Genomic DNA, 12,971 nt, shown 5'->3' on the forward strand with positions numbered 1-12,971 from the left:
TCGTCGCCCGATCGAGTCTTCTCGGAGTCCCCGCTCCGCAACCGTGCGGCCATTCACCGAAAACGCGTTTGTCATGCTCACGTAGATCCTGGGTGAATGCCGAACCGCGAGAAACAGACACCTCCCCCACCACTCCATCAGGAGGCGACCACATGCTCCACGCGGACCCGCGCGCCACCCGACCACCGGCGCGCCCACGGCTGCGGAGGACGCTCGCCTGCGTCCTCTCGGCGTTACTCCTGTCCTTGGCGATTCCGCTGCTCTCCCTGGGCGCGGCCCCGCCGGCCGCGGCCGTGGGCGCGACCCCGGTGCCCGCAGCCGTGGGCAACGGTCTGGCGGCCACGCCGCCGATGGGCTTCAACGACTGGAACGCCTACGGCTGCAACGTCTCCGAGTCACTGATCAAGAGCACGGCGTCGGCCATGCACAACAACGGCATGCAGAGCGCCGGGTACGAGTACGTCAACATCGACGACTGCTGGATGACCCACTCCCGGGGTTCCGACGGGCGCCTGGTGCCCGATCCGACCAAGTTCCCGGACGGGATCAAGGGCACCGCCGACTACGTCCACTCGCTGGGGTTGAAGCTGGGCATCTACGAGGACGCCGGACTGCAGACCTGCGCCGGCTTCCCGGGCAGCCTGGGCCACGAGACCACGGACGCGCAGAGCTTCGCCGCCTGGGGCGTGGACTATCTCAAGTACGACAACTGCTATGCAGGGCCCGGCTGTTGGCTGAACACCTGTCCCAACGGCAACAAGGCGCCCACGCAGGCCCGGTACACCACGATGCGCGACGCGCTGGCCGCGACCGGCCGGCCCATCCTGTTCAACATGTCCATCTGGGGCGAGGACAGTGTGTGGACCTGGGGGGCGGGCGTCGGCAACAGCTGGCGCACCACCGGCGACATCAACGCCAGCTATTCCAGCATGCTGTCGATCTTCCACAGCAACGTGAACCTGGCCGCCTACGCCGGGCCCGGTCACTGGAACGACCCGGACATGCTGGAGGTCGGCAACGGCCCGCTCACCGACACCGAGGCCCGCTCGGAGTTCAGCCTGTGGGCGGAGATGGCGGCCCCGCTGATCGCGGGTACCAACATCGTCTCTGCTAGCCCGGCCACCCTGGCCACGCTCACCAATGCCCGGGTGATCGCGGTGGACCAGGACCCGCTCGGCAAGCAGGGCACCCTGGTGTCCTCCGTCGGCGGCCTCGACGTACTGGCCAAGCCGCTGGCGAACGGTGACGTCTCGGTGGCCCTGTTCAACGAGACCGGATCGACCGCGACCATCAGCACCTCCGCCGCCGCGATCGGGAAGACCGGCGCCGCCGGCTACAGCCTCACCGACCTGTGGTCCGGCGCGACGTCGACCACCACCGGCACCATCAGCGCCTCGGTTCCGGCGCACGGCACCACCATGTTCCGCGTCGCGGGCGGCACCAGCGGCGGAACGGACCGGACCGGCCCGGTGCGCGCGGTCGGGGCGGGCAAGTGCCTGGACGTGCCGAACTCGACCACCACCCCGGGCACCCAGCTGCAGATCTGGGACTGCAACGGCCAGCCGAACCAGACCTGGACCCGCACCTCCTCCGGCCAGCTGACCGTCACCTCGGGCGGCACCCGGATGTGCCTGGACGCGTACGACGGCCAGACCGCGCCCGGCACCAAGGTCGAGATCTGGACCTGCAACGACCAGGCGAACCAGCAGTGGAAGGTGAACGCGGACGGCACCGTCACCAGCGCCCAGTCCGGACTCTGCCTCGACGTCACCGCCAAGTCCACCGCCAACGGCGCCCTGATCGACCTGTGGACCTGCAACGGCCAGACCAACCAGCAGTGGGCCGTCTGAGCGGTCACCGCCAGGCGCGACCGCCGTGCTGCCTCCGGGTTCCCCACCTCCTGAGGCAGCACGGCGGTCGCACCGCCCGTCCAGCACGCCCCGTATCCCCCGACGAGCCGCAGGGAGCTCAGATGCGCGACAGTCAAGGCCCGCAACGACGACCGAGGACCACGCCCTCGCCTCACCACCGGCTCGGCACGCTGATCCGCGTGGCCGCCACGATCCTCCTGGTCGTCGCCGGTCTCACCGGTGCGGGCCCCCTCACTACCAGCGCGAGGGCCGCCACCGCCGGCCCGTGTGACATCTACGCGGCGGGCGGAACCCCCTGCGTGGCCGCGCACTCCACGACCCGCGCGCTCTACTCGACGTACAGCGGAGCGCTCTACCAAGTGCGGAGCTCGGACGGCAGGACGCGGAACATCGGCGTCGTCAGCGCCGGGGGCGTCGCCGACGCGTCCGCCCAGGACGCCTTCTGCGCGGGCACCTCGTGCGTGGTCACAGTGGTCTTCGACCAGTCCGGGCACGGCAACGACCTCGCCTACCAGGGCCCCGGGGGTGCCGGAGGCAGTGACACCCCGGCCACCGCGACCAGCGAGGCCCTCACGGTCGGCGGCGCCAAGGCGTACTCGCTCTACATCAACCCCGGGAACAGCTACTGGCACGACGGGTCCTCCTCCGGGATGCCGCGCGGCAGTGCCCCCCAGGGCGCGTACATGGTGACCAGCGGAACCCACGTCAACGGCGGCTGCTGCTTCGACTACGGGAACAGCGAGACGGACCGCAAGGCGGACGGTGCGGGCGCCATGAACGCCATCTACTTCGGAACCAGCTGCTGGTTCGGCGGCTGCTCGGGGACCGGTCCGTGGGTTCAGGCCGACCTCGAGTACGGCCTGTACTCCGGCGGCAGTTCGTCCTGGAACCAGAACCAGCGGGCCTTCTCCAGCCGCTACGTCACCGCGATGCTGAAGAACAACGGCACCTCCCGGTTCGCGCTCAAGGGCGGTGACGCCCAGTCCGGCGGGCTCACGACGCTCTGGAACGGCGCGCTCCCGCCCGGCTACAGCCCGATGAAGCAGCAGGGCGCCGTCATCCTGGGCAGCGGCGGCGACTGCTGCGCCGGCAACACCAACCAGAGCCTCGGCACGTTCTACGAAGGCGCCGTCGTCAGCGGCTACCCGTCCGACGCCACCGACGACGCCGTCCAGGCCAACATCGCGGCAGCCGGGTACAGCCCCGGCTCCGGCGGCGGCTCCAGCACCGGCCCGCTGCACGCCGTCGGCGCCGCCAAGTGCCTGGACGTCCCTGGCTCCAGCACCACCAGCGGCACCCAGGCCCAGATCTACTCCTGCTCCGGAGCCGCGAACCAGACGTGGACCGCCACCTCCTCGGGCCGGCTGACGGTGTACTCCGGCAGCGGCCAGATGTGCCTGGACGCCGACAACAAGGGCACCTCGAACGGCACGAAGGCGATCATCTGGCCCTGCAACGGACAGCCCAACCAGCAGTGGACCCGGAACGCCGACGGCACCGTCACCGGCGCCCAGTCCGGACTCTGCCTGGACGTCAGTGGAGCGTCGACGGCGAACGGCTCCCTGGTCCAGCTGTGGGCCTGCAACGGGCAGAGCAACCAGCAGTGGAAGCTCGGCTGACTTCCACCCGGAGAGTGATGCCCCGACGGCAGGAGCGGGACTCCTGCCGTCGGGGCGGACCGATGTTCGCGTCCGGCGAGCTGCCTTCTTCCTGAGTCTGCGGAAGCGGCCGGCCGCAGGGGCGACGCGTCGGTCGAGCCGGCCCGGGAGCGGGCCCGACGCGTCGGTCGAGCCGGCCCGGGAGCGGGCCCGCCCCGGCGGCCGAGTTGATCACCGTGCCGCGGTCCGGTCCGAGGAGCCGCCGGAGGTCCCGCGGAGCCGCCGGCCCGCGGCAACCCCGCAGGTGGACCCGGCCTCGCCGTCGCCCCGGCGCCTTGCCGCACGAGCAACTGGCCGATGGACAGATCGACTTGGAGACCGGCAAACGCGCGCCCGCTCGGCGCCGCGGCCAGGCTCCGGTGATTCGATCGTTACGCACGCGGGTCGGCGCAAGGGCTTGGCGGACCTCATCACAAGCCGTATGTTGTCGCGGGCAACAAACAGCGGCCGGATGCTTCCCCCGCCCCCGCTTCGTGCTCGTGCCCATCCCCACCCTTCATCGGCCAACGCACGTCCGGCACAGGTCGGACACGCCTCCGAAAGGACCCTGCCCATGCGCAAGGGGCTCCTGTTCGCCACTGCTGCCCTGTCAGCAGCCCTGCTCTCCACGGTCACCGCCTGCAGTTCCTCGGGCTCCGGCTCCGGTTCCGGCTCGTCAGGCGCCAAGAAGCCGAAGATCGGCGTGATCCTGCCGGACAGCAAGTCGTCCGTCCGCTGGGAGACCGCGGACCGGACGTACCTCGCGGCGGCCTTCAAGGCCGCCGGTGTGGACTACGACATCCAGAACGCCGAGGGCGACAAGCAGGCGTTCCAGACGATCGCCGACCAGATGATCACCAGTGGCGTGAACGTGCTGGTCATCGTCAACCTCGACAGCGGAACCGGCAAGGCCGTCCTGGACAAGGCCAAGACCCAGGGCGTGGCCACCATCGACTACGACCGGCTCACCCTCGGCGGCTCCGCCCAGTACTACGTCAGCTTCGACAACGACCAGGTCGGCAAGCTCCAGGGCCAGGGCCTGACGAAGTGCCTGACCGACATGGGCGCCAAGAACCCCGTCGTGGCCGAACTCAACGGCTCACCGACGGACAACAACGCCACCCTGTTCGCCAAGGGCTACAACAGCGTGCTGGACCCGCTGTTCGCCTCCGGGGAGTACACCAAGGGCCCCGACCAGGCGGTGCCCGACTGGGACAGCGCCCAGGCCCAGACGATCTTCGAGCAGATGAACACCAGCCAGCCGAACATCGGCGGGGTGCTCGCGGCCAACGACAACCTCGCCAACGCGGCCATCGCCGTGCTGCGCAAGAACCACCGCAACGGACAGGTGCCGATCACCGGCCAGGACGCCTCGGTGCAGGGCCTGCAGAACATCCTGGCGGGCGACCAGTGCATGACCGTCTACAAGGCCGTGAAGAAGGAGGCCGACGCCGTGTCGGCCCTCGCGGTCGAGCTGGCCGGCGGCAAGAAGGGCCAGACCAGCGCCACCGTCCACGACCCGACGGGCAACCGCGACGTCCCGTCGGTGCTGCTGACGCCCGAAGCCATCGTCAAGAACAACATCCAGGACGTCATCAACGACGGCTACGTGACCAAGGCGCAGCTGTGCACCGGCGACTACGACGCGCTGTGCACGAAGGCCGGCATCAAGTAGCGCGCATACCGGCCTCACCAGTGGGCCCCGGCCGCCCGCGGCGCGGGGCCCACCCCGCCAATCCCCAGGAGCCTCACCCATGACAGAGACACCGACTCTCGAGTTGCGCGGGATCGACAAGAGCTTCGGCCCCGTCCAGGTCCTGCACGACATCGCGCTCAGCGCCCACGCGGGGGAGGTCACCGCACTCGTCGGCGACAACGGCGCGGGCAAGTCGACGCTCGTCAAGTGCATCGGCGGCATCCACCCCATCGACGCGGGGGACTACCTCTTCGACGGCCGGCCGGTCCACGTGCACAGCCCGCGCGACGCCGCCGCGCTCGGAGTGGAGATCGTCTACCAGGACCTCGCGCTGTGCGACAACCTCGACATCGTGCAGAACATGTTCCTGGGGCGGGAGAAGCGCCGCGGCCTGGTGCTCGACGACTCGACCATGGAGGAGATGGCCGCCGCGACGCTCCGGGGACTGTCGGTACGCACGGTCAAGTCCCTTCGCCAGAAGGTCTCCAGCCTCTCCGGCGGCCAGCGCCAGACCGTCGCCATCGCCAAGGCGGTGCTGTGGAACAGCAAGCTCGTGGTCCTCGACGAGCCCACCGCGGCCCTGGGCGTCGCCCAGACCGCGCAGGTCCTGGAACTCGTGCGCCGGCTGGCCGACAACGGCCTGGCCGTCGTGCTCATCTCGCACAACATGAACGACGTCTTCGCGGTCTCCGACCGGATAGCCGCGCTGCACCTCGGGCGGATGGCCGCTCAGGTCAAGGCCTCCGAGGTGACACACGCACAGGTCGTCGAACTGATCACCTCGGGCCGCAGCGGCGACCTGGGCCCTCGGACCACCCCCAACGGAGCCGCCGTATGACCTCCGCCCTCGCCCCCCAGAAGCCCGAGCGGCCGAACCGGCCCACCGACTCCGAGGAAGGCCGCCCCCCGACCGCCGGCCTCGGGGACATCGGCCGCCGCTACCTCGACCAGGTGCGCGCGGGCGAACTCGGCGCCCTTCCCGCCGTCGCCGGCCTGGTCGTCCTGTGCGTGTTCTTCTCCCTGCTGCGCCCGGTCTTCCTGTCCAACCTGAACTTCGCCAACCTGCTCACCCAGAGCGCGGGCAGCATAGCCATCGCCATGGGGCTGGTCTTCGTCCTGCTCCTCGGCGAGATCGACCTGTCCGCCGGATACGCCAGCGGTGTGTGCGCCGCGGTCCTGGCCATCCTGCTGACCAACCACGGCTGGCCCTGGTACGGCGCCGTGGCCGCCGCCATGCTGACCGGCGCGGTCATCGGCCTGCTCATCGGCACGCTCGTCGCCAAGGTCGGCATCCCCTCGTTCGTGGTGACGCTGGCCGCGTTCCTCGGCTTCCAGGGCGTCGTCCTGATCCTGCTGAAGGAAGGCACGAACGTCTCGGTCAAGGACCCGACCATCCTGGCCATCGCGAACGACAACCTCAGCCCCGTCCTCGGCTGGGTCCTGCTGGCCGGCTGCGCCGTCGGCTACGCCGTCCTGCAACTGCGCCGCAGCCGCGACCGGCTCGGCCGGGGCCTCGCCGGAACCCCGGTGGCGCTCCTCGCCGTCCGCACCGGCGCCGTCGTCGTCCTCGGGGGCGCGGCCGTCTACCTGCTCAACCAGGAGCGCAGCCGCAACGTCATCGTCAGCTCCCTCAAGGGCGTGCCCATCGTCGTGCCGGTGATCGGAGCCCTTCTGCTGCTCGGGACGTTCACCCTGCAGCGGACCGGCTTCGGCCTGCACATCTACGCCGTGGGCGGCAGCGCCGAAGCCGCCCGCCGGGCCGGGATCAGCGTCGCCTTCATCCGGACCTCCGCCTTCGTCATCTGCTCCTGCCTGGCGGCCGTCGGCGGCATCATCGCCGCCTCCCGGGGCAACTCCGTGGACCCCAACACCGGCGGGAGCAACGTCCTGCTGCTCGCCGTCGGCAGCGCCGTCATCGGCGGCACGAGCCTGTTCGGCGGCCGCGGCCGCGTCGTCGACGCCGTGCTGGGCGGCCTGGTCGTCGCGGTGATCCAGAACGGCATGGGCCTGATGGGCTACTCCTCGGGCGTCAAGTACGCTGTCACGGGATCGGTTCTGCTGGTGGCCGCCGGTGTGGACGCGATGTCCCGCCGCCGCTCAGCCCAACGATGAGGGGCGCCAGCCCCGACGATGAGGGTCGCCAGCCATGAAAGCCGGTCCTTCCCAGGAAGAGGTCCGCCAGCACAACCTGAGTGCCCTGCTGCGCCAGGTCCACTTCGGCGGGCCCACCTCGCGAGCCGTCCTGGCGACCCGGCTCGGCCTCAACCGCAGCACCATTCTGGGCCTGGTCGGCGATCTGACGGCCGCGGGCCTGGTCCGTGAGGAGTTGCCGCAGGAGACCGGCCGGGCCGGGCGGCCCTCGCTGGTCGTGAAGCCCGAGTCCACCCGCGTGCACGTCCTCGCGGCGGACGTGGGCGTGGAACGCCTGGCGGCGGCCCTCATCGGACTCGGCGGCGTGTTCCTGGACCGGCGCGAGTGCCCATGGCCCGGCGGGCACCCGCAGGACCCCGCGCACGTGGCCGACATCCTCGCGGGATTCGCCCACGAGATGCTGGCTCGCGCACCGACCGGCAGTTCGTGCGTCGGCGTCGCCGTGGCGGTACGCGGCATCGTCCGCCACCCCGACGGGCTGATCAGCCTCACTCCCAACATGGGCTGGAAGGGCATCGACTTCGGCGGCGCGTTCGCCGACCGACTCCGCCTGGACGTCCCGGTCCTCGTCGCGAACGAGGCCAATCTCGGCGCGCTCGCCGAGCATCGGCGCGGCGTCGGCCGCGGCAGCCAGAACCTCGTCTACCTCCACGGCGAGGTCGGGATCGGCGCCGGCGTGATCACCGACGGTGAACTCCTGCGCGGCGAGCGCGGATACGCCGGCGAGATCGGCCACATGAACGTCAACCCGTACCAGGGACGGCCGTGCGGCTGCGGCGCCCACGGCTGCCTGGAAGCCGAGGCGGGTGAGCGCGCCCTCCTGGAAGCCGCCGGCCGGGACGGCAGCGTCACCGGGGTCGACGCCGTACGGTCGGTGGTCGTCGCCGCCGACCACGGGGACGTCACCGCGCGTGCGGCTCTGCACCGCGTCGGGGACTGGCTCGGCATCGGCATCGCGAACCTCGCCAACCTCTTCGATCCGGAGCTGGTCATCCTCGGCGGCACCCTCCGGGACGTCTTCCTCGGATCCGCCGCACAGGTGCGCAGCCGGATCAACACCAACGCCCTCGCCGCGGTGCGGGAGAACCTGCGACTGCGGGTCAGCGAACTCGGCGGTGACACCGTCCTGATCGGCGCCGCCGAACTGGCGTTCTCCGAGGTGCTCACCCGGCCGCTGGAGACGCTCACCCGCGTCTCGGGAGGACGCCAGCTGAGCCCGTCCTTGCCGGCGCCCTGAGAGGAGCTTCGGTCAGGCGGTCTCCTTCCGCGGGTGCAGGTCGAGGGTGATGTGGGGGGCGAGCGCGCGCAGGAAGTCGGGGGCGTCGAAGATCTCGCCGGCGGAGGCCACGCCGACGGCCTTGGTGCGGCCGGTCAGCACGCGGTCGAGGGCTTCGACGACCAGGGGCGCGGTGACGGCGTAGATGTCCTGGCCGCCGGCCGTCGCGCGGCGCTCGGCCCCGCCCGAGCGGACGAGGACGTCGACGAGGAAGGTCTGGTCCGAGCGCCCGGCCGCGTCGGTGGCGGTCGGGGCCGGGGTGTGGGGGGCGACGACGTCGCGGGCCGCCTCGGTGGTCATGTAGGTGGTCACGTCGGAGACGGACAGGTGCTGGGGGACGGTCACGACGTCCGCCATCGTGAACTCCCCGATCACCGGGCGGCGTCCCACCGGGTCCGGAAAGGTCCACTCCAGGGTGGGCGCGGCATCGGTGCGCCGCTCCCACTGCCCGCCGCGGTAGCGCAGCCGGTGGTCGCCGCGCCGCTCGCGGGAGACCGCGCCCGACAGCCGGGTACCGGCGGTGGGGTGCCAGCTGCTGAGCGCGTAGGCGATGTGCGCCTCGTCGGCCGTGGCCCAGTCGCCCATCGCAGCGGTGGCCAGCAGGTCGCCGAGGCCGCCGAAGAAGGCCATCGCCGGGACGACCACCGCTCCCGCCTCCCGGGCCGGCTCGCGGTACTGCGCGAAGGTGTCGAGGTTGGCCTCGATCTCGGCCGCCACGTCCAGGTACGGGATCCTCGCGCGGAGCGCGGCCTCGATCACGGGGCCGGTGGTCGAGGCGAAGGGGCCCGCGCAGTTGATGACCGCCACCGTGCCCGCCAGGGCGCGGTCCAGCGAGGCCGGGTCGTCCACCGACGCCACCCGGGCCTGAAGCCCGTGCGCGGCGGCCAGTTCCTCCAGCGCCTGCGCGTTGCGCCCGGAGGGCACCGGGACGAATCCGCGCGCGGCCAGCTCCGCGACCACGAACCGCCCGGTGTGACCGTACGCGCCGAACACCGCCACCGACTGGCCTGCCCCCATGGAACCGCTCCCCTGTACTCGAACGTCCGCCGCGGTCTTGATCCGCCGCGGCCCGACACCCCCAATCCTGTCCGTCCGGCGGCACCCCATGTGAGTGTCGGAAACGACATGACGCGTACACTTTCGGACATGCACAGGGTCGCACTGGCCGTCACCGACGGCATGCTCCACTACGAACTGTCCGTCGCCGTCGAGGTCTTCGGATCCGACCTGACCCACCTCGTCGACCCCTGGTACGACTTCTCCCTCTGCGGACCCGGCCCGGTACGCCTCGACCGCTTCCGGCTGGACCCCGACCACGGACTCGACCACCTCCCCCACGCCGACACCGTGATCGTCCCCGGCTGGGCCGACACCGACCGCGAACCGCCCGCCGAGCTGGTCGACGCGGTCCGCGCCGCCCACCAGGCCGGCGCCCGCGTCGTCTCACTGTGCACCGGCGCCTTCGTCCTGGGAGCGGCCGGACTGCTCGACGGCAGACGCGCCACCACCCACTGGGCCCACACCCGGGAACTGGCCCGGCGCCACCCCGCCGCCACCGTCGACCCGGACGTCCTCTACGTCGACAACGGCGACGTCCTCACCTCCGCCGGCAAGGCCGCCGCCATGGACCTCTGCCTCCACCTGGTCCGCCTCGACCACGGCTCCGCCAACGCCAACAGGATCGCCCGCCGCCTGGTCGTCCCACCACACCGGGACGGCGGCCAGGCCCAGTTCATCGCCACCCCCCTCCCCGCCCCGGGCAACCACCCCCTCGGCGAACTCTTCCCCTGGGCACTCAAGCGACTCGACCAGCCGCTCACCGTCGAAGACCTGGCCCGCCAGGCCCGCATGAGCTCACGCCACCTCGGCCGCCACTTCAAGCACCTCACCGGCACCACACCACTGCAGTGGCTCCACACCCAGCGCATCCGCCACGCCCAGGAACTGCTGGAAACCACCGACGCCACCGTCGACACCATCGCCACGGCCACCGGCATGGGCACCGCCACCACCCTGCGCCGCCACTTCCACCGCAGCGTCGGCGTCCCGCCGGACACCTACCGGCGCACCTTCCGGCCCTAGGCGATCTTCCTCCGGATCGGATCCGTTAGCATGCGTGGTCGGTTTTCGAACGCACGGGCGGGCCGGTCACCGGCCCGAACGCATGGGGGGCATGCATGGCAGATCCTGACGCGGGCTTGCAGTTCAAGGTCAAGCCGGCCGAACTCGACGGCTGCGGGCAGAGCGCGCAGCACATCGGCGGTCTGATACCGGGCGAGACGTCGAAACTCGCGGAGCCGTGCAACCAGGCGGCCGGCACCCTGCAGGGCTGGCTCACGGCAACCGCCGTCCAGAACTGCGGGACGAACTGGAAGACGCTGCTGGACAAGCTCGCCGGCGACATGGGGGACGTCGGCACCAAGCTCGGCACGACGGCCACCTACTACCGGCAGGTCGAGAAGGACGTCCACACGAGCATGCGGAACCCGGCCGCCCCGGCCCCGGCCGAGCCGGACCCCTTCGGCACGGTCGTCGTCCCGGGCCCCGTCAAGCCTTCGAGCGCGAAGGCGGCCGAGTAGCCCGATGGACATCAAGACGCTCTACGACGCCAACATCAACAACATCACCACCGCGAAGAACGCCTTCGACGCGCTCTACTCGGCCTTGGGTCAGCACATCGAGTCCTGGCAGCACGAGGTCGTCGACCGCCTCAACCACTCCGGGTGGACCGGCACCGCCGCCGGCCACGCCAACACCCGGATCCAGTTCCTGGGCACCGAACTCCAGTCCGCGAAGCAGGAACTGGACCTCGTCAGCAAGGCGCTCGCCGACGCCGCCGAGGGCATCGCGGCGGCCCAGGCCCACCTGATCAGCGCGCTGGACGACGCGAAGAACAACAAGATGACCGTGGCCCCCGACGGCCGCATCACCTGGGACAACGACCCCAACTCCGCCAACTACGCCGGTGACAAGGCCGAGGCCACCGCCCAGGCGATCAGCAAGCGGATCACCGCCGCGCTCACCGAGGCCGACCACACCGACCAGACCATCAGCGCCCGGCTCAACCACCTCGCCACCAACGCGAGCAACGGAACCGGCCTCGACGCCGCCACCGCGAAGGCCGACACGGACGCCGCGAACGCGCTCCACCAGATCCCCGCCGCCGGCACCGACCCGAACAGCGTCAAGACCTGGTGGAACGGCCTGACCGACGCTCAGCAGCAGCGGATGATCCTCAACCACCCGGACCTGATCGGCAACCTCGACGGCATCCCCGCCGCCGCCCGCGACCAGGCCAACCGCACCAACCTGAAGAACCTGATCCAGGACCGCCAGATCCAGCTCGCCAACCTCGGCCCCGCGCCGGCCGCCACCATCGGTACCGGCAGGTTCATCCGCCCGAACCCCGCCTACACGGAGTGGAAGGCCAAGCGCGACGCCCTGCAGGAGAAGCTCGACGGCTTCCAGTCCATCCAGAACCGGCTCGACGGCAAACTGGACAACGGTGTGGGCGGGCCGAACTCCGACCCGCCGCTGCTGCTGCTGGGGATCGGCGATCAGGGGCAGGGCCGCGCGATCGTGTCCTGGGGCGACCCGGACAAGGCCCGCAACGTCTCCTCCCTGGTGCCCGGGCTGAACAGCACAGTGTCCGGCGTCGGAGGGGGCGACGCCATGACGGCGAAGCGCGTCTACGATGCCGCGGTGACGAGCGCGACGGACAACAAGGAGACGCCGAGCGTCGCGTCCGTGTTCTGGCTGGGGTACGACGCGCCGCAACTGGACGGCCCCTCGGTGCTCATGCAGGACCGGGCGGAGGAGGGCGGGGCCGCGTACAACAAGTTCCTCACCGGTCTCCGGGCCACCCACGAGGGCGAGCCGGCCCACATGACCGCGCAGGGGCACAGCTACGGCTCCCTGGTGGTCGGGAAGGCGACCCAGCAGCCCGGCGGCCTGCCGGTCGACGACATCGTCCTGGTCGGCAGCCCGGGTGTCGGGGTGGACAAGGCGTCACAGCTCGGGATCGGTGCGGACCACGTGTACGTCGGCACGGCCAAGTACGACCCCGTCGCGGACGCGCCGTCCCCCGGGATGCTCATCCCCGGCTGGGCCGCGGTCGAGGCGATCACGAATCCCGACGGCTCCTGGCACGGCACTGACCCGGCGAGCGAGAGCTTCGGCGGGCAGCGCTTCTCGGTGGCGGACGGGACCGTCACCGACTCCCACGACAACTATTTCGGGAAGCACGGCAAGGGCGGCGACTCGCTCCCCAACATCGGGAAGATCGTGAGCGGCCACGGGAACACGATCACCAGGGAGGACCCGAGGTGAAGGCGACGGTA

10 protein-coding genes are annotated in these 12,971 nt (G+C 71.0%); 9 read left to right on the plus strand and 1 reads right to left on the minus strand.

The window, feature by feature from the left end; genetic code table 11:
* Window positions 1-152: 152 nt before the first annotated feature.
* The 6 genes from ACYP53_RS24605 (at window position 153) to ACYP53_RS24630 (ending at window position 8,592) form a co-directional block, all read left to right on the plus strand.
* A complete protein-coding gene (locus ACYP53_RS24605; protein ID WP_459648987.1) occupies window positions 153-1,850 on the plus strand; it encodes a glycoside hydrolase family 27 protein in 1,698 nt (565 codons plus the stop codon).
* 200 nt (window positions 1,851-2,050) lie between these two features.
* On the plus strand, window positions 2,051-3,490 hold the full coding sequence (locus ACYP53_RS24610) for an arabinofuranosidase catalytic domain-containing protein (RefSeq protein ID WP_459648988.1): 1,440 nt from the start codon (window positions 2,051-2,053) through the stop codon (window positions 3,488-3,490).
* 592 nt (window positions 3,491-4,082) lie between these two features.
* Window positions 4,083-5,183 (plus strand): sugar ABC transporter substrate-binding protein, encoded by a 1,101-nt coding sequence (locus ACYP53_RS24615; RefSeq protein ID WP_459648989.1) that lies wholly within the window; start codon window positions 4,083-4,085, stop codon window positions 5,181-5,183.
* Between the two features lie 79 nt (window positions 5,184-5,262).
* Window positions 5,263-6,042, plus strand: a complete 780-nt coding sequence (locus ACYP53_RS24620; RefSeq protein ID WP_189922160.1) for an ATP-binding cassette domain-containing protein — start codon at window positions 5,263-5,265, stop codon at window positions 6,040-6,042.
* Window positions 6,039-7,316: a sugar ABC transporter permease gene (locus ACYP53_RS24625; protein ID WP_459648990.1), complete on the plus strand. Its 1,278-nt coding sequence runs from the start codon at window positions 6,039-6,041 to the stop codon at window positions 7,314-7,316. The genes ACYP53_RS24620 and ACYP53_RS24625 overlap by 4 nt, the downstream gene beginning before the upstream one ends.
* Before the next feature lie 34 nt (window positions 7,317-7,350).
* The gene (locus ACYP53_RS24630) at window positions 7,351-8,592 is read left to right on the plus strand and encodes an ROK family transcriptional regulator (RefSeq protein WP_189922155.1); all 1,242 of its coding nucleotides are present in this window, start codon (window positions 7,351-7,353) and stop codon (window positions 8,590-8,592) included.
* Between the two features lie 12 nt (window positions 8,593-8,604).
* Here ACYP53_RS24630 and ACYP53_RS24635 read toward each other — a convergent pair whose 3' ends face one another.
* Window positions 8,605-9,648 carry a saccharopine dehydrogenase family protein gene (locus ACYP53_RS24635; protein WP_459648991.1) on the minus strand — a complete coding sequence of 348 codons (1,044 nt, stop codon included), beginning with the start codon at window positions 9,646-9,648 and terminating at the stop codon, window positions 8,605-8,607.
* 129 nt (window positions 9,649-9,777) lie between these two features.
* Between ACYP53_RS24635 and ACYP53_RS24640 the strand changes: the two genes are divergently transcribed.
* The 3 genes from ACYP53_RS24640 (at window position 9,778) to ACYP53_RS24650 (ending at window position 12,960) form a co-directional block, all read left to right on the plus strand.
* Entirely contained in the window at window positions 9,778-10,713 is a 936-nt protein-coding gene (locus tag ACYP53_RS24640; RefSeq protein WP_189922151.1) for a helix-turn-helix domain-containing protein, read from the plus strand.
* A 95-nt stretch (window positions 10,714-10,808) separates the two neighbouring features.
* Window positions 10,809-11,210: a WXG100 family type VII secretion target gene (locus tag ACYP53_RS24645; RefSeq protein WP_189922149.1), complete on the plus strand. Its 402-nt coding sequence runs from the start codon at window positions 10,809-10,811 to the stop codon at window positions 11,208-11,210.
* Window positions 11,211-11,214: 4 nt separating this feature from the next.
* Window positions 11,215-12,960: an alpha/beta hydrolase gene (locus tag ACYP53_RS24650; RefSeq protein WP_459648992.1), complete on the plus strand. Its 1,746-nt coding sequence runs from the start codon at window positions 11,215-11,217 to the stop codon at window positions 12,958-12,960.
* The last annotated feature ends 11 nt before the right edge of the window (window positions 12,961-12,971 follow it).

The organism is Kitasatospora sp. Ki12, from assembly GCF_054601375.1.

Bases quoted from the DNA above. Each gene is read 5' to 3' on its own strand.
- ACYP53_RS24640 (WP_189922151.1), top strand. From the start codon at position 9,778: ATGCACAGGGTCGCACTGGCCGTCACCGACGGCATGCTCCACTACGAA.
- ACYP53_RS24620 (WP_189922160.1), top strand. From the start codon at position 5,263: ATGACAGAGACACCGACTCTCGAGTTGCGCGGGATCGACAAGAGCTTC.
- ACYP53_RS24615 (WP_459648989.1), top strand. From the start codon at position 4,083: ATGCGCAAGGGGCTCCTGTTCGCCACTGCTGCCCTGTCAGCAGCCCTG.
- ACYP53_RS24625 (WP_459648990.1), top strand. From the start codon at position 6,039: ATGACCTCCGCCCTCGCCCCCCAGAAGCCCGAGCGGCCGAACCGGCCC.
- ACYP53_RS24645 (WP_189922149.1), top strand. From the start codon at position 10,809: ATGGCAGATCCTGACGCGGGCTTGCAGTTCAAGGTCAAGCCGGCCGAA.
- ACYP53_RS24630 (WP_189922155.1), top strand. From the start codon at position 7,351: ATGAAAGCCGGTCCTTCCCAGGAAGAGGTCCGCCAGCACAACCTGAGT.
- ACYP53_RS24650 (WP_459648992.1), top strand. From the start codon at position 11,215: ATGGACATCAAGACGCTCTACGACGCCAACATCAACAACATCACCACC.
- ACYP53_RS24605 (WP_459648987.1), top strand. From the start codon at position 153: ATGCTCCACGCGGACCCGCGCGCCACCCGACCACCGGCGCGCCCACGG.
- ACYP53_RS24635 (WP_459648991.1), bottom strand. From the start codon at position 9,648: ATGGGGGCAGGCCAGTCGGTGGCGGTGTTCGGCGCGTACGGTCACACC.